The sequence below is a fragment of the Microbacterium sp. P5_E9 genome (assembly GCF_054049175.1).
Genome location: NZ_JBFUMV010000021.1, coordinates 24,903 through 42,664, shown reverse-complemented (window position 1 = coordinate 42,664; position 17,762 = coordinate 24,903). Strand labels below are relative to the sequence as shown.

27 protein-coding genes are annotated in these 17,762 nt (G+C 66.8%); all 27 read left to right on the top strand.

Annotation, left to right across the window (positions count from 1 at the left end; all coding sequences use genetic code 11):
- Window positions 1-3 precede the first annotated feature (3 nt).
- The 27 genes from rpsS to ACXJ3V_RS18495 all read left to right on the top strand — a co-directional run bounded on the left by rpsS (window position 4) and on the right by ACXJ3V_RS18495 (window position 17,758).
- Window positions 4-285, top strand: coding sequence for a 30S ribosomal protein S19 (gene rpsS / locus ACXJ3V_RS18625; protein WP_257501491.1), 282 nt, complete (start codon window positions 4-6; stop codon window positions 283-285).
- A gap of 25 nt (window positions 286-310) precedes the next feature.
- Complete coding sequence (rplV, locus tag ACXJ3V_RS18620) at window positions 311-706, top strand: 50S ribosomal protein L22 (RefSeq protein ID WP_457101841.1); 396 nt, start codon at window positions 311-313, stop codon at window positions 704-706.
- Window positions 706-1,467 (top strand): 30S ribosomal protein S3, encoded by a 762-nt coding sequence (gene rpsC / locus ACXJ3V_RS18615; RefSeq protein ID WP_457101840.1) that lies wholly within the window; start codon window positions 706-708, stop codon window positions 1,465-1,467. The genes rplV and rpsC overlap by 1 nt, the downstream gene beginning before the upstream one ends.
- Window positions 1,467-1,886, top strand: coding sequence for a 50S ribosomal protein L16 (gene rplP / locus ACXJ3V_RS18610; protein WP_457101839.1), 420 nt, complete (start codon window positions 1,467-1,469; stop codon window positions 1,884-1,886). Before rpsC ends, rplP begins: the two co-directional genes overlap by 1 nt.
- Window positions 1,886-2,200: a 50S ribosomal protein L29 gene (rpmC, locus tag ACXJ3V_RS18605; protein WP_457101838.1), complete on the top strand. Its 315-nt coding sequence runs from the start codon at window positions 1,886-1,888 to the stop codon at window positions 2,198-2,200. Before rplP ends, rpmC begins: the two co-directional genes overlap by 1 nt.
- Window positions 2,200-2,586, top strand: coding sequence for a 30S ribosomal protein S17 (rpsQ, locus tag ACXJ3V_RS18600; protein WP_457101837.1), 387 nt, complete (start codon window positions 2,200-2,202; stop codon window positions 2,584-2,586). The genes rpmC and rpsQ overlap by 1 nt, the downstream gene beginning before the upstream one ends.
- A gap of 32 nt (window positions 2,587-2,618) precedes the next feature.
- A complete protein-coding gene (gene rplN / locus ACXJ3V_RS18595; protein WP_457101836.1) occupies window positions 2,619-2,987 on the top strand; it encodes a 50S ribosomal protein L14 in 369 nt (122 codons plus the stop codon).
- A 2-nt stretch (window positions 2,988-2,989) separates the two neighbouring features.
- Window positions 2,990-3,349, top strand: coding sequence for a 50S ribosomal protein L24 (gene rplX / locus ACXJ3V_RS18590; protein WP_457101835.1), 360 nt, complete (start codon window positions 2,990-2,992; stop codon window positions 3,347-3,349).
- Between the two features lie 2 nt (window positions 3,350-3,351).
- The gene (gene rplE, locus ACXJ3V_RS18585) at window positions 3,352-3,939 is read left to right on the top strand and encodes a 50S ribosomal protein L5 (RefSeq protein WP_457101834.1); all 588 of its coding nucleotides are present in this window, start codon (window positions 3,352-3,354) and stop codon (window positions 3,937-3,939) included.
- Window positions 3,940-4,043: 104 nt separating this feature from the next.
- Window positions 4,044-4,442: a 30S ribosomal protein S8 gene (gene rpsH / locus ACXJ3V_RS18580; RefSeq protein ID WP_457101833.1), complete on the top strand. Its 399-nt coding sequence runs from the start codon at window positions 4,044-4,046 to the stop codon at window positions 4,440-4,442.
- A 6-nt stretch (window positions 4,443-4,448) separates the two neighbouring features.
- Window positions 4,449-4,985: a 50S ribosomal protein L6 gene (gene rplF, locus ACXJ3V_RS18575; RefSeq protein ID WP_457101832.1), complete on the top strand. Its 537-nt coding sequence runs from the start codon at window positions 4,449-4,451 to the stop codon at window positions 4,983-4,985.
- A 2-nt stretch (window positions 4,986-4,987) separates the two neighbouring features.
- The gene (gene rplR / locus ACXJ3V_RS18570; RefSeq protein WP_457101831.1) at window positions 4,988-5,347 is read left to right on the top strand and encodes a 50S ribosomal protein L18; all 360 of its coding nucleotides are present in this window, start codon (window positions 4,988-4,990) and stop codon (window positions 5,345-5,347) included.
- 20 nt (window positions 5,348-5,367) lie between these two features.
- Window positions 5,368-6,039, top strand: coding sequence for a 30S ribosomal protein S5 (gene rpsE, locus ACXJ3V_RS18565; protein WP_457101830.1), 672 nt, complete (start codon window positions 5,368-5,370; stop codon window positions 6,037-6,039).
- Window positions 6,039-6,224, top strand: a complete 186-nt coding sequence (gene rpmD / locus ACXJ3V_RS18560) for a 50S ribosomal protein L30 (protein ID WP_457101829.1) — start codon at window positions 6,039-6,041, stop codon at window positions 6,222-6,224. Before rpsE ends, rpmD begins: the two co-directional genes overlap by 1 nt.
- Complete coding sequence (rplO, locus tag ACXJ3V_RS18555; RefSeq protein WP_457101828.1) at window positions 6,224-6,835, top strand: 50S ribosomal protein L15; 612 nt, start codon at window positions 6,224-6,226, stop codon at window positions 6,833-6,835. The genes rpmD and rplO overlap by 1 nt, the downstream gene beginning before the upstream one ends.
- Before the next feature lie 146 nt (window positions 6,836-6,981).
- Entirely contained in the window at window positions 6,982-8,304 is a 1,323-nt protein-coding gene (gene secY / locus ACXJ3V_RS18550) for a preprotein translocase subunit SecY (RefSeq protein WP_457101827.1), read from the top strand.
- Window positions 8,301-8,918, top strand: coding sequence for an adenylate kinase (locus ACXJ3V_RS18545; RefSeq protein WP_457101826.1), 618 nt, complete (start codon window positions 8,301-8,303; stop codon window positions 8,916-8,918). The genes secY and ACXJ3V_RS18545 overlap by 4 nt, the downstream gene beginning before the upstream one ends.
- On the top strand, window positions 8,890-9,756 hold the full coding sequence (gene map / locus ACXJ3V_RS18540) for a type I methionyl aminopeptidase (RefSeq protein ID WP_457101825.1): 867 nt from the start codon (window positions 8,890-8,892) through the stop codon (window positions 9,754-9,756). Before ACXJ3V_RS18545 ends, map begins: the two co-directional genes overlap by 29 nt.
- 11 nt (window positions 9,757-9,767) lie before the next feature.
- Window positions 9,768-10,457, top strand: coding sequence for a DsbA family protein (locus tag ACXJ3V_RS18535; protein WP_457101824.1), 690 nt, complete (start codon window positions 9,768-9,770; stop codon window positions 10,455-10,457).
- Between the two features lie 215 nt (window positions 10,458-10,672).
- Window positions 10,673-11,653, top strand: coding sequence for a type IV toxin-antitoxin system AbiEi family antitoxin domain-containing protein (locus tag ACXJ3V_RS18530; protein WP_457101823.1), 981 nt, complete (start codon window positions 10,673-10,675; stop codon window positions 11,651-11,653).
- Window positions 11,654-11,939: 286 nt separating this feature from the next.
- Window positions 11,940-12,161, top strand: coding sequence for a translation initiation factor IF-1 (infA, locus tag ACXJ3V_RS18525; RefSeq protein WP_017201569.1), 222 nt, complete (start codon window positions 11,940-11,942; stop codon window positions 12,159-12,161).
- A gap of 70 nt (window positions 12,162-12,231) precedes the next feature.
- Window positions 12,232-12,348, top strand: coding sequence for a 50S ribosomal protein L36 (gene rpmJ, locus ACXJ3V_RS18520; RefSeq protein ID WP_183499672.1), 117 nt, complete (start codon window positions 12,232-12,234; stop codon window positions 12,346-12,348).
- A 176-nt stretch (window positions 12,349-12,524) separates the two neighbouring features.
- Window positions 12,525-12,905: a 30S ribosomal protein S13 gene (gene rpsM, locus ACXJ3V_RS18515; RefSeq protein ID WP_457101822.1), complete on the top strand. Its 381-nt coding sequence runs from the start codon at window positions 12,525-12,527 to the stop codon at window positions 12,903-12,905.
- A 32-nt stretch (window positions 12,906-12,937) separates the two neighbouring features.
- Window positions 12,938-13,336, top strand: a complete 399-nt coding sequence (rpsK, locus tag ACXJ3V_RS18510; RefSeq protein WP_457101821.1) for a 30S ribosomal protein S11 — start codon at window positions 12,938-12,940, stop codon at window positions 13,334-13,336.
- 164 nt (window positions 13,337-13,500) lie between these two features.
- Window positions 13,501-14,490, top strand: coding sequence for a DNA-directed RNA polymerase subunit alpha (locus ACXJ3V_RS18505; protein WP_457101820.1), 990 nt, complete (start codon window positions 13,501-13,503; stop codon window positions 14,488-14,490).
- A gap of 74 nt (window positions 14,491-14,564) precedes the next feature.
- Window positions 14,565-15,137 (top strand): 50S ribosomal protein L17, encoded by a 573-nt coding sequence (gene rplQ / locus ACXJ3V_RS18500; protein ID WP_457101819.1) that lies wholly within the window; start codon window positions 14,565-14,567, stop codon window positions 15,135-15,137.
- A 485-nt stretch (window positions 15,138-15,622) separates the two neighbouring features.
- A complete protein-coding gene (locus ACXJ3V_RS18495; RefSeq protein ID WP_457101818.1) occupies window positions 15,623-17,758 on the top strand; it encodes an adenylate/guanylate cyclase domain-containing protein in 2,136 nt (711 codons plus the stop codon).
- Window positions 17,759-17,762 lie beyond the last annotated feature (4 nt).

Sequence of the window (17,762 nt, the reverse complement as noted above, 5' to 3'; positions counted from 1 at the left end):
AAGATGCCACGCAGTCTTAAGAAGGGCCCCTTCGTCGACGAGCACCTGCTCCGCAAGGTGGTTGTTCAGAACGAAGCCGGTACCAAGAACGTCATCAAGACGTGGTCGCGTCGCTCGATGATCGTCCCCGCAATGCTGGGTCACACGATCGCCGTGCACGATGGTCGCAAGCACATCCCCGTGTTTGTCACCGAGACCATGGTCGGCCACAAACTGGGCGAGTTCGCGCCCACCCGCACCTTCCGCGGCCACGAGAAGGACGACAAGAAGGGCCGTCGCCGCTGACGCGGTGGCGTAAGAGGAGAGAGAAATGGTGGAGTCCATCGCACGCGTGCGACACATCCGCGTGACCCCTCAGAAGGCTCGTCGTGTCGTCGCGCTGATCAAGGGCAAGCAGGCTCAGGAGGCCCTGGCCATCCTGAAGTTCGCGCCGCAGGCCGCTAGCGAGCCGATCGCAAAGCTCGTCGCTGCCGGCATCGCGAACGCTCGCGTCACGGCCGACAAGACCGGCGAGTACCTCGATGAGCAGGATCTGTACATCGCGAACGCCTACGTGGACGAGGGGACGACGCTGAAGCGTTTCCGCCCCCGTGCACAGGGCCGCGCCTTCCAGATCAAGAAGCGCACGAGCCACATCACGGTCCTGCTGTCGACCCCCGTGGTCGCTGACGCAGCCGCAAAGACCAGTAAGAAGGCGAGCAAGTAATGGGACAGAAGGTAAACCCGTACGGCTTCCGCCTCGGTATCACCACGGACCACGTGTCGCGTTGGTTCTCGGATTCCACGAAGCCGGGCCAGCGTTACGCCGACTACGTCGCCGAGGACATCAAGATCCGGAAGCTGCTGCAGACCAACCTCGACCGCGCCGGTGTGAGCAACATCGAGATCGAGCGCACGCGTGACCGCGTTCGCGTCGACATCCACACCGCGCGTCCTGGAATCGTCATCGGCCGCCGCGGCGCCGAGGCCGAGCGCATCCGCGCCGACCTCGAGAAGCTCAGCGGCAAGCAGATCCAGCTGAACATCCTCGAGGTCAAGAACCCCGAGGCCGACGCTCAGCTCGTCGCGCAGGGCATCGCCGAGCAGCTCTCCGCACGTGTGGCTTTCCGCCGCGCGATGCGCAAGGGTCTGCAGGGTGCTCAGCGCGCCGGCGCCAAGGGTGTCCGCATCCAGGTCTCCGGCCGCCTCGGCGGCGCCGAGATGAGCCGGTCGGAGTTCTACCGCGAAGGCCGTGTGCCCCTGCACACCCTGCGCGCGAACATCGACTACGGCTTCTACGAGGCGAAGACCACCTTCGGCCGTATCGGCGTGAAGGTCTGGATCTACAAGGGCGACCTCACCGCCAAGGAACTGGCTCGCGAGCAGGCCAACGCGCCGAAGGCACCCCGTGGTCGCGATGACCGTGGTGGCGACCGTCGCCGCAGCCCGCGCAACGACGCCCCCGTCGCAGAAGGAGCGTCAGCCTGATGCTTATTCCCCGTAAGGTCAAGCACCGCAAGCAGCACCACCCGGGCCGTACCGGTCAGGCGACCGGTGGCACGAAGGTCAGCTTCGGCGAGTTCGGCATCCAGGCCCTCACGCCCGCTTATGTGACCAACCGTCAGATCGAGTCCGCTCGTATCGCGATGACGCGTCACATCAAGCGTGGCGGCAAGGTGTGGATCAACATCTACCCCGACCGTCCGCTCACCAAGAAGCCCGCTGAAACCCGCATGGGTTCGGGTAAGGGCTCGCCCGAGTGGTGGGTCGCGAACGTCAAGCCGGGTCGCGTCCTCTTCGAGGTCGCCGGTGTCAACGAGGAGCTCGCTCGCGAGGCCCTGACCCGTGCAATTCACAAGCTGCCCCTGAAGGCACGCATCATCAAGCGCGAGGAGGGCGACGCATAATGGCGATCGGCACAAAGACGCTCGCACCGAGCGAGCTCGACACGTTCGAGGACCAGCGCCTCGTCGAGGAGCTGCGCAAGGCCAAGGAAGAGCTGTTCAACCTGCGCTTCCAGTCGGCCACCGGCCAGCTCGAGAGCCACGGCCGCATTCGCGCGGTCAAGCGCGACATCGCGCGGCTCTACACCGTGATCCGTGAGCGCGAGCTCGGCATCCGTGCCACTCCCGCTCCCGTCGAGGTTGCGACGAAGGCGAAGAAGACGAAGGCCAAGAAGGCGAATGCCGCTGACTCGGCCGTGAAGGAAGAGGCCGAGTAATGGCTGAGACCACCGAGAAGAAGGCCGCCCCCAAGAAGGCGGCCCCCAAGAAGGCGGAGACCGTCGCGGTCGAAGCTGTCGAGACGGCTGCCGCCGGTCACGAGTCGTCCGCGCACGATGTGCGCGACGTCGACGCCCGCGGTTACCGCAAGTCCCGCCGCGGCTACGTGGTGAGCGACAAGATGGACAAGACGATCGTCGTCGAGGTCGAGGACCGCGTAAAGCACCCCCTCTACGGCAAGGTCATCCGTCGCACCTCGAAGGTCAAGGCGCACGATGAGGGCAACTCTGCCGGCATCGGCGACCTCGTCCTCATCAACGAGACCCGTCCGCTGAGCGCCACCAAGCGCTGGCGCCTGGTCGAGATCCTCGAGAAGGCCAAGTAGGCCTCGGCCTCTTGGAACCCAAGGAGTAACAAGTGATTCAGAACGAATCCCGACTGAAGGTCGCCGACAACACCGGCGCCAAGGAGCTGCTCACCATTCGTGTGCTCGGCGGCTCCAACCGGCGCTATGCGGGCCTGGGCGACGTCATCGTCGCCACGGTCAAGGACGCGATCCCGGGCGGCAACGTCAAGAAGGGCGATGTGGTCAAGGCCGTCATCGTCCGTACCAAGAAAGAGACCCGTCGTCCCGACGGCTCCTACATCAAGTTCGACGAGAACGCCGCCGTCATCCTGAAGAACGACGGGGAGCCCCGCGGCACCCGCATCTTCGGACCGGTCGGCCGTGAGCTTCGTGACAAGAAGTTCATGAAGATCGTCTCGCTGGCGCCGGAGGTCATTTAGTCATGGCGAAGATCAAAAAGGGTGACCTGGTTCAGGTCCTCACGGGCAAGAAGCAGGCCAACGGCGGAGACCGCGGCAAGCAGGGCAAGGTCCTCGAGGTCCTCGTCGAGCAGAACCGCGTGATCGTCGAGGGCGTGAACTACGTCACGAAGCACACCCGCGTGGGTCAGACCCAGCGCGGCACCAAGACGGGCGGCATCGAGACCTTCGAGGCCCCCATCCACATCTCCAACGTCGCCATCGTCGACCCCTCGAGCAAGAAGCCGACCCGTGTCGGCCACCGCGTCGAGGAGAAGACCAAGGACGGCGTGAAGCGCACCGTCCGCGTGCGCTACGCGAAGAAGTCAGGCAAGGACCTCTGAACATGAGCACCACTGCCGCAGTGGCTGGCAAGATCCAGCCCCGCCTGAAGCAGAAGTACAACAGCGAGATCAAGAAGGCGCTGCAGGAAGAGTTCGGCTACGCGAACGTCATGCAGATCCCCGGTCTCGTGAAGGTCGTCGTCAACACCGGTGTCGGTGAGGCTGCGCGCGACAGCAAGGTGATCGATGGTGCGGTCGACGACCTCACCAAGATCACCGGGCAGAAGCCCGTCGTCACCAAGGCCCGCAAGTCCATCGCGCAGTTCAAGCTGCGCGAGGGTCAGCCGATCGGTGCACACGTCACCCTTCGCGGCGACCGTGCCTGGGAGTTCCTCGACCGCCTGGTCAACCTCGCACTGCCCCGTATCCGCGACTTCCGCGGCCTCTCGGGTGACCAGTTCGACGGCCACGGCAACTACACGTTCGGTCTCCAGGAGCAGTCCGTGTTCCACGAGATCAACCAGGACAAGATCGACCGCGTGCGTGGTTTCGACATCACTGTCGTGACCACGGCGAACACGGATGCCGAAGGCCGCGCCCTGCTGCGCGCCCTGGGCTTCCCGTTCCGCACGGAAGACGCCCAGGCGTAACACCCCATCCCGGTCCCTGAGCTCGTCTCAGGGCCCGGGGCCCTCATAGAAGGTCGTCTGTCGTGTAACGGCAGCCGAAACCTTATGAACAAAGGAAACAACCCATGACAATGACAGACCCGGTCGCAGACATGCTGACCCGGCTGCGCAACGCGAACTCGGCGCACCACGACTCCGTGTCGCTGCCGAGCTCGAAGCTCAAGTCGCACATCGCCGAGATCCTCAAGCGTGAGGGCTACATCGCTTCCTGGGAGGTGTCGGAAGCCCGCGTGGGCCAGACCCTCACCCTCGAGCTGAAGTACGGCCCGAACCGCGAGCGGTCGATCGCCGGCATCAAGCGTGTCTCGAAGCCCGGCCTCCGCGTGTACGCGAAGTCGAGCGAGATCCCCAAGGTCCTCGGCGGCCTCGGCGTCGCCATCCTCTCCACCTCCTCCGGTCTTCTCACGGACCGCCAGGCCGAGCAGAAGGGCGTGGGTGGGGAAGTCCTCGCCTACGTGTGGTGACCTGATATGTCGCGTATTGGACGTCTCCCGATCGACATTCCCGCCGGCGTGACCATCACGGTCGACGGCCAGGATGTCGCCGTCAAGGGCCCCAAGGGCGAGCTTGCGCTCACCGTGGCCCGTCCCATCGAGGTCGTCGTCGAAGAGGGGCAGGTGCTCGTCACCCGTCCCGACGACGAGCGTGCGTCGCGGTCGCTTCACGGCCTGACCCGCACCCTCATCAACAACAACATCATCGGTGTCACCACGGGCTACACCAAGGGCCTCGAGGTCGTCGGCACGGGTTACCGCGTTGCGCAGAAGGGCAGCTCGGTCGAGTTCGCCCTGGGCTTCTCGCACCCCGTTCTGATCGACCCGCCCAAGGGCATCACCCTGACGGTCGAGGGCAACAACAAGCTCACCGTCAGCGGCATCGACAAGCAGGCCGTCGGCGAGGCGGCTGCGAACATCCGCAAGATTCGTAAGCCCGAGCCCTACAAGGGCAAGGGTGTGCGGTACGCCGGCGAGGTCGTGCGCCGCAAGGCCGGAAAGAGTGGGAAGTAACCATGGCTGTGAAGTCGAAGACAGACGCGCGTTCGCGTCGTCACGCCCGCCTTCGCAAGAAGGTCATCGGCACCGAGGCGCGTCCGCGCCTGGTCGTCACGCGTTCGGCCCGCCACGTGTTCGTGCAGGTTGTGGACGACAGCAAGGGCCACACCGTGGCATCCGCGTCGACCCTCGAAACCGACCTTCGTACGTTCGACGGTGACAAGACCGCGAAGGCCCGCAAGGTCGGCGAACTCGTCGCCGAGCGTGCCAAGGCCGCCGGCGTCGAAGACGTCGTGTTCGACCGTGGTGGCAACCGCTACGCGGGCCGGGTCGCGGCAATCGCCGACGGCGCCCGCGAAGGGGGGCTGAACCTGTGAGTGAAATCAAGGAGACCAACGTGACCGAGCCGGCTGCTGCTGCCGCCACGACTGAGGCGCCTGCCGAGGCGACCACCGAGCGGGAGCGCGAGCCCCGCCGCGGTGGCCGTGAGCGCAACGCCAACCAGCGTGACCGCGGTTCGCGTGACGCGGACAAGAGCCAGTTCCTGGAGCGCGTCGTCACGATCAACCGCGTGTCGAAGGTCGTCAAGGGCGGCCGCCGCTTCAGCTTCACGGCCCTCGTGGTCGTGGGCGACGGAAACGGCGTCGTCGGGGTCGGCTACGGCAAGGCCCGAGAGGTCCCCCTGGCGATCTCGAAGGGTGTCGAAGAGGCCAAGCGCAACTTCTTCCGCGTTCCCCGTGTCGGCTCCACCATCCCGCACCCGGTGCAGGGTGAGGCCGCTGCCGGTGTCGTGCTGCTGCGTCCGGCATCGTCCGGTACCGGTGTCATCGCGGGTGGGCCTGTGCGCGCCGTCCTCGAGTGCGCCGGCATCCACGACGTCCTCTCGAAGTCGCTCGGCTCGTCGAACACGATCAACATCGTGCACGCGACCGTCGCAGCGCTCAAGCAGCTCGAGGAGCCGCGCGCGGTCGCCGCGCGTCGTGGCCTCGAGTTCGACCAGGTCGCCCCCGCCCGGCTCGTCCGTGCCGAGGCTGAGGCTGCCGCGGCCGCACAGAAGGTAGGTGCCTGATGGCTTCGCGGCTGAAGGTCACGCAGACAAAGTCCAAGGTGAGTGAGAAGCAGAATCAGCGGGACACGCTGCGCTCGCTCGGTCTGAAGCGGATCGGCGACTCTGTCGTCCGCCCCGACGACGCGCAGACGCGCGGCTACGTCCGGACCGTCGCTCACCTCGTGAAGGTTGAGGAGATCGACTGATGGCTGAGAACGAAAAGGTCGAGGCCGTCAAGGCTGAGGCTCCCAAGAAGAAGGCCGCCCCCAAGGCTGCCGCAAAGAAGGCGCCCGCCAAGGCTGCTGCTGACAAGGCGACCACCGCCAAGAAGGCACCCGCCAAGAAGGCCGCTCCGAAGGCGGATGCCCCGGCAGCGCGCCCCGGCGTGCTCAAGGTGCACCACCTGCGTCCCGTCCCCGGGTCCAACACCGCCAAGACCCGCGTGGGTCGCGGTGAGGGCTCGAAGGGTAAGACGGCCGGTCGTGGCACCAAGGGTCAGAAGGCCCGCTACCAGGTCAAGGCCGGCTTCGAGGGTGGGCAGATGCCGCTGCACATGCGCACCCCGAAGCTCCGCGGGTTCAAGAACCCGTTCCGGGTCGAGTACCAGGTCGTCAACCTCGAGAAGCTTGCCGAGCTGTACCCCAAGGGTGGAGAGGTCACCATCGGCGACCTCGTCGCCAAGGGTGCCGTTCGCAAGAACGAGAAGGTCAAGGTGCTCGGCACCGGCGACATCGCGGTCAAGCTCACAGTGTCGGTCGACAAGGTCTCGGGTTCTGCCGAGCAGAAGATCGTCGCCGCGGGCGGTTCGGTCAAATAGCAGTGAAGCCGCGAGGGCTGGAGCAGGTCTCCAGCCCTCGCTGCTGTCTCCGGAGCCGCCCCCGCAACGTCGAGGGGTGCGCCCTGCGTTACTCTTGTTGACGGTGCGCCCCGTCGCGCACCGGCATCCCTTCTGGAGGCATCCTCTTGTTCAGCGCTATCGCGCGGGTCTTCCGTACCCCTGATCTACGTCGGAAGATCGCATTCACACTGGCGATCATCGCCCTGTACCGGCTCGGCGCGCATGTGCCGGCCCCCTTCGTCGACTTCCCGAACGTGCAGGCCTGCCTCGCGGCGAGCGCCGGCACCGAGGGTCTGCTGTCGCTGGTCAACCTGTTCTCAGGTGGCGCGCTGCTGCAGCTGTCGATCTTCGCGCTCGGCGTCATGCCGTACATCACGTCGACGATCATCATCCAGCTCCTGCGCGTGGTCATCCCGCACTTCGAGACCCTCTACAAAGAGGGCCAGTCGGGCCAGGCCAAGCTCACGCAGTACACCCGCTACCTGACGATCGCGCTGGCGCTGCTGCAGTCCACGACGCTCGTCACGGTCGCCCGCAGCGGTCAGCTGTTCGGATCGTCCGGCGTCCCGGAGTGCCAGGATCTCCTCACCAACACCATCTGGTGGGCGCAGCTCCTGATGATCATCACGCTGACCGCCGGCACCGGCCTCATCATGTGGTTCGCCGAACTCGTCACCGAGAAGGGCATCGGCAACGGCATGTCGATCCTGATCTTCACCTCCATCGCCGCAGCGTTCCCCGCATCGCTGTGGGCCATCGCGCAGACGAAGGGCTTCGAGGTCTTCCTCCTCGTCGTCGCCGTCGGCATCGTGGTGATGACGCTCGTGGTGTTCGTCGAGCAGTCCCAGCGCCGCATCCCGGTGCAGTACGCCAAGCGCATGGTCGGCCGTCGCACCTATGGCGGCACCAACACCTACATCCCGATCAAGGTGAACATGGCCGGCGTCGTGCCCGTCATCTTCGCCTCGTCGCTGCTGTACATCCCCGCCTTGATCGCGCAGTTCAACCAGCCGCAGGCCGGCGAGACCGTGCCGGGCTGGGTCGCCTGGATCCAGCTGTACCTGGTGCGCGGTGACCACCCGCTCTACATGCTCCTGTACTTCCTGCTCATCGTCGGCTTCACGTACTTCTACGTCGCGATCACGTTCAACCCGGTCGAGGTCGCCGACAACATGAAGAAGTACGGCGGCTTCATCCCCGGCATCCGTGCCGGCCGGCCGACCGCCGAGTACCTGGACTACGTGCTCACCCGCATCACGCTGCCCGGCTCGATCTACCTCGGTCTGATCGCGCTGCTTCCGCTGATCGCGCTGGCCCTCGTCGGTGCGAACCAGAACTTCCCGTTCGGCGGCACCTCGATCCTGATCATGGTCGGCGTCGGTCTCGAGACGGTCAAGCAGATCGATGCGCAGCTGCAGCAGCGGCACTACGAAGGGCTGCTCCGGTGACGGGGGCGCGCGACGCGCGTCACGTCCGGCTCCTGATCGTCGGCCCGCAGGGCTCAGGCAAGGGCACCCAGGGCATCCGCATCGCGGAGGGCTTCGGCATCCCGGCCATCTCGACCGGGGACATGTTCCGGGCCGCGGTGGCGAGCGGCTCCGAGCTGGGCACGCAGGTCACCGAGATCATCCAGGCCGGCAACCTCGTGCCCGATGAGCTGACCAGCGCGGTCGTGCGCGACCGGCTGTCGCAGCCGGATGCCGCGAGCGGCTTCCTGCTCGACGGCTACCCGCGCAACCTGGGCCAGGTCGCAGATCTCGACGCGTTCCTCGGCGGACGCGGCGAAGAGCTGGACGCGGTGATCGAGCTCGTGGTGCCGCGCGACGAGAGCATCTCCCGCCTGTCGCTGCGTGCAGCGAAGCAGGGGCGCAGCGACGACACCGAAGAGGTCATCGTCAACCGGCTCGCGATCTACGAGCGTGAGACGGCCCCGATCCTCGATGTCTACCGGCCGCGCGGCATCGTCGTCGAGATCGACGGCGTCGGCTCGCTCGACGAGATCACCGACCGGATCGTCGCCGCTCTCGAGGCCCGTGGCCTCGCGCGCGCTGCCGCCGCCTGACGTGGTCGCGTTCCGCCGCTCGATCTACAAGTCGCCCGCCCAGCTGCGGTCGATGGTGGAGCCCGGGCTGATCACGGCCGCCGCGCTGGCCGCGGTGCGCACCCTGATCGCCCCGGGTGTCACGACGGCGGAACTGGATGCCGAGGCATCCCGTGTCATCGGCGCTCGGGGCGCGCTCTCGAACTTCCAGATGGTGCGCGGGTACCGCCACACGATCTGCACGTCGGTCAACGAGCAGGTCGTGCACGGGATCCCGTCCTCGCGCGTGCTCGAGCCGGGCGACATCGTCTCGATCGACGCGGGCGCGGAGTATCGCGGCTGGAACGGCGACTCGGCCTTCACGGTCGTCGTGCCGGACCCCTCGCGCCCCGAGGTCGTCGCCGAGCGCGAGCAGCTGTCCCGCATCACCGAGGGTTCGCTGTGGGCGGGGATCGCGGCGCTCGCCACGGCCCGCCACCTGGGCGAGGTCGGCGGCGCGGTGCAGGACTACATCGTCGCGTCGGGGCTCGGCTACGGCATCTTGCGCGACTACGTCGGCCACGGCATCGGCCGCAAGATGCACGAGTCGCCGTCGGTGTTCAACTACCGCGTCCCCGAGGACGGGCCCGATGTGCGGCCCGGCCTCGCCGTGGCGATCGAGCCGATGGTCGTCATCGGAGACCAGGCGACCTTCATCGAGGACGACGGCTGGACCGTATCCACGATCGACGGCACCGCCGGCTCCCATTGGGAACATAGCGTCGCCGTGCATGATGGCGGGATCTGGGTGCTGACGGCACCCGACGGCGGGGCCGCGGGCCTCGCGCCGTTCGGTGTCGTGCCGACGGCGATCGACTGAGAGGCAGAGGTATGGCTGCGGCTGCACGCAAGGTGAACTGGTTCGCGATCTGGATCAGCGTGGGGGTCGTCGTGGCGCTCGTCGTGGTCGGCGGACTGGTCGTGTGGATGAACAACGCGGCGACCTCGACCGCACCCGGTCAGTCGCCGGAGGCCTCGAACATCGACACCGAGACCGGCGCGATCATCGTGGGCGACGGCGCGGACGTGCTCGACACCTACATCGACTTCATGTGCCCGATCTGCAACGACTTCGAGCAGAGCTACGGCCCGACGATCGAGGGCCTGGTGGACGACGGGACGATCACCCAGAACATCCACCCGATCTCTATCCTCGACCGGGCCTCGCAGGGCACCGAGTACTCCACCCGGGCTGCCAGCGCGATGTACTGCGTCGCAGTGGCGGATGCCGAGGCATCCGTCTCCTTCATGCAGGCGATGTACGCGAACCAGCCCGCGGAGGGCTCGACGGGACTGACCGACGACCAGATCCTCGCGATCGCCGAGGGCGTCGGCGTGACCGGCATCGACTCGTGCGTGAACGACGGCCGGTACATGGACTACGTCACGGCGATGACCGAGAAGACCCCGGTCAAGGAGGGCGCCGCCGGCATCGGCACTCCCACGGTGGTGCTGAACGGCGAGATCCTGACGCTGACCGGCGACCCCGAGGCCGACCTGGTGACCCCCCTCCAGGGCTGAACCTCCTCTCTGCTTCTACTTCGCGTCGAGCCGATACGTTCGCCGCGAGTCGATACGCTCCCCATGGTGGGAACGGTATCGGCTCGACGGCAACGTCTCGGCTCGCGCTGGGTTTTCGCGGCGGCGGCTCCTCCCGAGAAGGGATGGCGGCGGGGGATTCCACACCTAAGGGACGGGTCGGATGCCGGGGCCCAGCCTGGAGGCACGGTTGTGGCGTGAGAATCTCCGATGCTCGTGGCCACCTGCTGTTCCGCTCGGACCTCGCGGCGAGAGGGCTGAGCGACAGAGCGGTGTCGGCTGCGCTCGCTGACGGGACGCTGCGGCGGGTGCATCGGGGCGTCTACGTCGAAGAGTCGGTGTGGGACGCGCAGTACGCCGAGGGTCGTCATCTGCTGCAGGTGGTGGCTGTCGACGCGCAGCGCTCGAGCTCCGAGGCGCCGTACTCGCACGTCTCGGCTGGAGCGATCCACGAATTGCCGCTCTTCCGGCTTACCCCGACGCACGTCCACACAAGCAGTGCGGGGCTCGATGGCCACACGAACAGCGGGCGTCCCGGCATCGCCAGGCACGAGATCGAAGTGGCGGCGACCGAGCGCACGACGATCGACGGGATTCCGTGCACGACTCTGGCGCGCACCGTCGCGGACATCGTCCGAACGGTGCCGCTCGAGGCCGGGCTGTCAGTCGCGGACGCCGCCCTCCGCAAAGTCGCGTGGGACGGCTCCGCTCACATGTACCACTCGGCCGCGGCCCAGGAATTCATCGCCGAAGTCCTCACTATCGCAGAGCGCCACCGCAGGGCGCGGGGAGTGCGACGGGCGCGGTTGGTGATGGGCCTCGCCGACGGACGTGCCCAGCTGCCTGGCGAGAGCGTCAGCCGGCTGTACCTGCTCGACCTCGGATTCCGGGTTCCGCAGCTGCAGGTACCGATTCCCTCCCCGCATGACGGCTTCTACTACGTCGACTTCGACCTGGGGGATGCCTGGGGCGAGTTCGATGGCAAGGGCAAGTACCTGCTGCAGGCCGAAGAGCGTGGCATCAGCCTCGAGCAGGTCATGCTCGAGGAGAAGCAGCGCGAGGACTGGATCCGAGGCACCACGCACCGCAGGATGCCTCGGTGGGGGTCGGCGGACATCAAGTCTTCCGCGACGCTCGGGTCGCGGCTGGCCGCCTTCCATGTGCACCCACCCCGCTGAGCGTCACACCGCTCGCGAGCTGTGACGTTGTCCGCGAGTTGTGACGTTGCCGACGGTGGCGGGCGTATCGGCTCGCCGGGAACGTCTCGGCTCGTGCACGGGAGTCAAGCGCGGCCGGGCCGAGGGAGAGGGGGCGAGCACCCCCGCCGGGGCCCGCGCGGGTTTGCCGACCTATCCTTTATCACGTATGCTTGATCTTTGGTGCGTTGCGCCCTTGTTGGCGTGTCCAGGCACCAAACCCCCATCCACCGCAGACCGACCGGTTTGCACAAGTGTTAGCGAGCGTATGGCGAAGAAAGACGGTGTCATCGAGATCGAAGGCGTGATCTCCGAGGCGCTGCCCAACGCGATGTTCCGCGTTGAGCTCAGCAACGGACACAAGGTCCTCGCCACGATTTCGGGCAAGATGCGGCAGAACTACATCCGCATCATCCCGGAGGACCGCGTCGTCGTGGAGCTCAGCCCCTACGACCTCACCCGCGGCCGCATCGTCTACCGCTACCGCTAGACCCGGTCGAGAAGTAACGTCCCGGGCGCTCGCGCGCCCGCCCGACGAAGACAGCGAAACAGGAAACATCATGAAGGTCAAGCCCAGCGTCAAGCCGATCTGCGATCACTGCAAGGTGATCCGCCGTCACGGCGTCGTCATGGTCATCTGCAAGTCGAACCCGCGCCACAAGCAGCGTCAGGGCTAGTCACAGATCTGTCGGATGCCGCGGTACGCGGCATCCGGAACCCCACAACTGAATACACATAAAGGCAGCACCAGAACCTCCCCTCGACAAGCTCGGGGACCGGAGGGGACACCCCGGGTTGGAGGCCCGGGCACAGATGCTGCTCCACACCTCCACGTCACTCCTAGGAGATGCGCATGGCACGTCTTGCCGGCGTCGACATCCCGCGCGACAAGCGCGTGGTGATCGCCCTGACCTACATCTACGGTGTGGGTCGCACCCGTTCGAACGAAATCCTCACCGCGACCGAGATCAGCCCGGACGTCCGCGTGAAGGACCTCAGCGATGACCAGCTCATCGCGCTCCGCGACTACATCGACGCGAGCTACAAGGTTGAGGGCGACCTCCGCCGCGAGGTGGCAGCCGACATCCGCCGCAAGGTCGAGATCGGCTCCTACCAGGGCATCCGCCACCGTCGCGGCCTGCCCGTGCACGGTCAGCGCACCAAGACGAACGCGCGTACCCGCAAGGGCCCGAAGCGCACGGTCGCCGGCAAGAAGAAGGCCGGCCGCAAGTAACGCGGGCCCAGAAGGTTTAGGAGAAAACGCACATGGCACAGGCCAAGACCGCCGCGCGCAAGCCGCGTCGCAAGGAAAAGAAGAACATCGCGTTGGGCCAGGCCCACATCAAGTCGACGTTCAACAACACGATCGTCTCGATCACCGACCCGACGGGCGCCGTCATCAGCTGGGCTTCGTCCGGTGGCGTGGGCTTCAAGGGCTCGCGCAAGTCGACCCCGTACGCGGCCGGCATGGCTGCCGAGTCTGCTGCGCGTCAGGCGCAGGAGCACGGCGTCAAGAAGGTCGACGTCTTCGTGAAGGGCCCCGGCTCGGGCCGCGAGACCGCGATCCGCTCCCTCCAGGCCGCTGGCCTCGAGGTCGGCTCGATCAACGATGTGACGCCCCAGGCTCACAACGGCTGCCGTCCCCCGAAGCGCCGCCGCGTCTGATCTTCGGACCCTTCGACAGGCTCAGGGACCGATCGGCTCCTGAGCCTGCCGAGGGCCACGCACGCTTCCGGATGCCTCGGCGCGAGGCATCCGCGAAAAAAACTCAACACACCTCATCAAATGCAAGTGTCAAATAGCGGGCACTTCGCCGAAAGGAACACATAGTGCTCATCGCACAGCGTCCCACTCTGACCGAGGAGAAGATCTCGGAGTTCCGCAGCCGCTTCGTCATCGAGCCGCTGGAACCCGGCTTCGGTTACACGATCGGCAACGCGCTCCGTCGCAGCCTCCTCTCGTCGATCCCCGGTGCGGCCGTCACGAGCATCCGCCTCGACGGTGTCCTCCACGAGTTCAGCACCATTCCCGGTGTCAAGGAGGATGTCACCGAGATCATCCTGAACATCAAGCGCCTCGTCGTCTCGAGCGAGCGCGATGAGCCCATCACGGCGTACCTGCGCAAGACGGGTGCCGGCCAGGTCACGGCGGCGGACATCTCCGCTCCCGCCGGTGTGGAGATCCACAACCCCGAGCTGGTCATCGCCACGCTGAACGACACCGCGAAGTTCGAGCTGGAGCTCACCATCGAGCGTGGCCGCGGCTACGTGTCGGCGACGCAGAACCGCAACGAGTACGCCGAGGCGGGTCAGATCCCGATCGACTCGATCTACTCGCCGGTGCTCCGCGTGAGCTACCGCGTCGACGCGACCCGTGCCGGGGAGCGCACCGACTTCGACAAGCTCGTCCTGGACGTCGAGTCGAAGTCGTCGATCGCCCCGCGCGACGCCGTCGCTTCGGCCGGTCGTACGCTCACCGAGCTGTTCGGTCTCGCCCGCGAGCTGAACGTCGAGGCCGAGGGCATCGAGATCGGCCCCGCGCCGGTCGAGACCGTCCTGTCGAACGAGCTGTCGATGCCGATCGAGGACCTCGATCTGTCGGTTCGCTCGTACAACTGCCTCAAGCGCGAGGGCATCAACACGGTGTCCGAGCTCGTCGCCCTCTCGGAGACGCAGCTCATGAACATCCGCAACTTCGGTCAGAAGTCGGTCGACGAGGTGCGCGACAAGCTCATCTCGCTCGGTCTGTCGCTGAAGGACTCGGTTCCCGGGTTCGATGGCGCGCACTTCTACGGCGGCTACGACGACGAGACCATCTGACGGATGCCGAGGCCCGGCGGCGACGCCGGGCACAGGCATCCTGAGCCGAACCTTTTCCCACTGGAGTAATTGATATGCCCAAGCCCACGAAGGGTCCCCGCCTCGGCGGCGGTCCCGCCCACGAGCGCCTGCTGCTCGCGAACCTCGCTGCTGCGCTGTTCATCCACAAGAGCATCACCACCACCGAGACCAAGGCCAAGCGCCTGCGTCCGCTGGCGGAGCGCCTTGTCACGTTCGGCAAGCGCGGCGACCTGCACGCCCGCCGCCGCGTGCTGTCGGTCATCGGCAACAAGGAGGCCGTGCACGAGCTCTTCACCGAGATCGCGCCGCTCGTCGCCGACCGCCCGGGTGGCTACACCCGCATCACCAAGATCGGCAACCGCAAGGGCGACAACGCCCCCATGGCTGTCATCGAGCTCGTGCTCGAGCCGGTGAACCCGAAGGCCAAGAAGGCTGCTGCTTCTTCGTCGAAGCCGGCCGCCAAGGCCAAGGCCGCTCCCGTCGAGGAGGCTCCGGTCGAGGAGGCTCCCGCCGAGGACGTCGTCGACGCCGGTGCCGAGTCGCCCGAGGAAGGCGCGGCCGCTGAGGCCGTCGCCGAGGAGGCTGTCGTCGCCGACGACGCCGCCGCCGACGAGGCCAAGGCCTGACGCACAGCTCCATACGCACGCGAGACCCGCACGCCCTTCTGGGTGTGCGGGTCTCGCCGCGTTCGGGGGTCGTCGTTGCCTGCCCAGCCCGTCCGAGAAACCACTTTCCGGCTGAGACATCACTTCCCGCTCGAGAAACCACTTCCCGGCCGAGACATCATGCGCTGCGTGGTGTTTCGGCCGGTTTGTGGTTTCTCGAGGCGCCCCGGGCTTTAGAGAGTGCCGAGACACCACTTCCACGCTGAGACATCACACTCTCGACGACCCTGGAGGGGGTGGCAGCGAGGTGAGGAGCCATCCCAGGTCACAACTGCCACACGGGTCACATCCGCCCCTATCGGTCGGGGCGCCCGCCCCGCTATCCTGAGCGAATCCCCTGGGGTTCTGGGGATCTGGGGTTATCAGGAGTCAACGTCACCAGCGTTTCCGGAGATCGGACAACCGCGTCCGACGAAGTCGTTCCGGCCGCGGTCACCGCCGATTGGGTGGGCACACCGCGGCCGCGTCAGCGTGCCGGTCTGTCGATCTACTCGATCCTGCTGATCATGCTGCTGTCGGTCAGCGTGCTGTCGAGCATCGTGGTCGGCGTCATCGGCTACGTAAACGGCACCCAGGCCCTCCGCTCCATCGCGACCGAGAAGCTCGTCGAGATCCGCGAGAGCCGCGCCCGCGAGGTCACCGAGCTGTTCGCGACGATCGAGAACGCCGTGCGGCTCGGCGCGATGAACGAGACCAGCAAGCAGGCGGCCGTCGCCTTCACCGAGGGCTTCGCCGAGCTGCAGGCGCAGGAGCTGGATGCCGCGGCATCCGCTGCCGTCGACGGCTATTACGCCGACACCTTCGCCGCGCAGCTGTCCGAGGCGACCGGCAAGGATGTCGACGGATCCACCTTCACGCCGAAGGATGCCGCGGCCCAGTACCTGCAGTACCACTACGTGATCCCCTACGAGACGTGGGAAGACGCGATCAAGGTCGACGACGCGGGCGACGGCAGCGCGTGGTCGGCGGCGCACGCGCAGTACCACCCCTACTACCGCGCGATGACCGAACTGCAGGCGTTCGAGGACGTCCTGATGATCGACACCGCGGGCAACGTCGTCTACACGGCGTACAAGGGCGTCGACCTCGGCACGAACCTGATCGACGGACCGTATCGGATGTCGAACCTGGCCGGTGCGTACCGCGAGGCCATGAGCAGCAACATCGTGGGCGACGTCGTGCTGGCCGACTTCGCGGGCTACAGCCCGAGCCTCGGCAATCCCGCGGGCTGGGCCGTGACACCGATCGCGGTGGACGGCACGGTCATCGGAGCGCTCGCAGTGGAGCTGCCGATCGACCGGATCAACGACGTCATGACCGTCAGCGGGGAGTGGGCCGACAGCGGCCTGGGCGCCACCGGCGAGACCTACCTGGTCGGGCGCGACGGGTTCATGCGCTCGATCTCGCGGCAGCTGCAGGACTCTCCGGACGACTACCTCAAGGCCGCCATCGCGGCGGGCCTCTCGCCGGCCGCGGCGGCGCTGAGCGTGCAGAACGGCAACACCCTGCTGCAGCAGACGATCGGCGGCGACGCGGTCACCCGGGCACTGACGGGGGAGAGCGGCACCCTGCTCGCCGATGACTATCTCGGCCGCAGCAGCCTCACCTCCTACGCGCCGGTGAACGTCGACGGTCTCAACTGGGTGATCATCGCCCAGGAGTCGTACGAGGAGGCGATGGCTCCGGTCGAGGACTTCACCCGCAACCTGATCCTCTCCACCGCCGCGATGATCATCTTCGTCTGCCTGCTCTCGCTGGTGCTCGCCCAGGTCTTCGTCCGGCCCCTGCGCCGGCTGAAGGAGGCGGCGAACCGCATCGCGAAGGGCGACGAGGGCGTGCAGGTCGACGCCGGCACGAGCGACGAGCTCGCCGATGTCGCGACCGCCTTCAACGACATGAGCCGCAGCCTGCTGGTCAAGTCGCACCTGCTCGAGGAGCAGGAGAAGGCGAACGAGCGGCTGATCCTGTCGTTCATGCCCGAGGGGATGGCCGACCGCTACCGGCACGGCGACGAGGCGATCACCCAGGACAACGAGGATGTCACGGTGATCTTCGCCGACATCGTCGGGTTCGAGGAGCTCGCCCTGACCCTCTCGTCCGAAGAGGCCGTCACCAAGCTCAACGAGCTGATCCGCATCTTCGATGAGGCCGCGGTGCGGCTCGGCGTCGAGCGCGTGCGCACGACCCGGCAGTCCTATGTCGCGAGTGTCGGCCTCGGCACGCCGCGGGTCGACAACGCGCGCCGCGCGGTCGAGTTCGCGATCGAGCTCAACACGATCCTCGAGCGCTACTCCGCCCACCAGGGCGTCGAGCTCGGCCTGCGCGCAGGCCTCGACTCCGGTCAGGTGACGAGCGGCCTCATCGGGCGCGCCCGCATCGTCTACGACATGTGGGGGGATGCCGTGAACCTGGCGTTCCGCGTACAGGGCGGGTCCGACGAACCGGGCATCTACATCACCCAGCGCGTCGCGGACCGTATCCCTGACACGATCCCGGTCACCGCCGCGGGCGAGGTCGACACCAAGACCGGCACGCAGCGGGTCTGGCGGATCGACACCGCCGTTCCGGTCGCCGGGAGCTGAGGCA

Excerpts from the sequence above, each read along its gene's own strand:
- rpsS (WP_257501491.1), top strand. The coding sequence starts at position 4 with ATGCCACGCAGTCTTAAGAAGGGCCCCTTCGTCGACGAGCACCTGCTC.
- rplV (WP_457101841.1), top strand. The coding sequence starts at position 311 with ATGGTGGAGTCCATCGCACGCGTGCGACACATCCGCGTGACCCCTCAG.
- rpsC (WP_457101840.1), top strand. The coding sequence starts at position 706 with ATGGGACAGAAGGTAAACCCGTACGGCTTCCGCCTCGGTATCACCACG.
- rplP (WP_457101839.1), top strand. The coding sequence starts at position 1,467 with ATGCTTATTCCCCGTAAGGTCAAGCACCGCAAGCAGCACCACCCGGGC.
- rpmC (WP_457101838.1), top strand. The coding sequence starts at position 1,886 with ATGGCGATCGGCACAAAGACGCTCGCACCGAGCGAGCTCGACACGTTC.
- rpsQ (WP_457101837.1), top strand. The coding sequence starts at position 2,200 with ATGGCTGAGACCACCGAGAAGAAGGCCGCCCCCAAGAAGGCGGCCCCC.
- rplX (WP_457101835.1), top strand. The coding sequence starts at position 2,990 with ATGGCGAAGATCAAAAAGGGTGACCTGGTTCAGGTCCTCACGGGCAAG.
- rplE (WP_457101834.1), top strand. The coding sequence starts at position 3,352 with ATGAGCACCACTGCCGCAGTGGCTGGCAAGATCCAGCCCCGCCTGAAG.
- rpsH (WP_457101833.1), top strand. The coding sequence starts at position 4,044 with ATGACAATGACAGACCCGGTCGCAGACATGCTGACCCGGCTGCGCAAC.
- rplF (WP_457101832.1), top strand. The coding sequence starts at position 4,449 with ATGTCGCGTATTGGACGTCTCCCGATCGACATTCCCGCCGGCGTGACC.
- rplR (WP_457101831.1), top strand. The coding sequence starts at position 4,988 with ATGGCTGTGAAGTCGAAGACAGACGCGCGTTCGCGTCGTCACGCCCGC.
- rpmD (WP_457101829.1), top strand. The coding sequence starts at position 6,039 with ATGGCTTCGCGGCTGAAGGTCACGCAGACAAAGTCCAAGGTGAGTGAG.
- rplO (WP_457101828.1), top strand. The coding sequence starts at position 6,224 with ATGGCTGAGAACGAAAAGGTCGAGGCCGTCAAGGCTGAGGCTCCCAAG.
- ACXJ3V_RS18535 (WP_457101824.1), top strand. The coding sequence starts at position 9,768 with ATGGCTGCGGCTGCACGCAAGGTGAACTGGTTCGCGATCTGGATCAGC.
- infA (WP_017201569.1), top strand. The coding sequence starts at position 11,940 with ATGGCGAAGAAAGACGGTGTCATCGAGATCGAAGGCGTGATCTCCGAG.
- rpmJ (WP_183499672.1), top strand. The coding sequence starts at position 12,232 with ATGAAGGTCAAGCCCAGCGTCAAGCCGATCTGCGATCACTGCAAGGTG.
- rpsM (WP_457101822.1), top strand. The coding sequence starts at position 12,525 with ATGGCACGTCTTGCCGGCGTCGACATCCCGCGCGACAAGCGCGTGGTG.
- rpsK (WP_457101821.1), top strand. The coding sequence starts at position 12,938 with ATGGCACAGGCCAAGACCGCCGCGCGCAAGCCGCGTCGCAAGGAAAAG.
- rplQ (WP_457101819.1), top strand. The coding sequence starts at position 14,565 with ATGCCCAAGCCCACGAAGGGTCCCCGCCTCGGCGGCGGTCCCGCCCAC.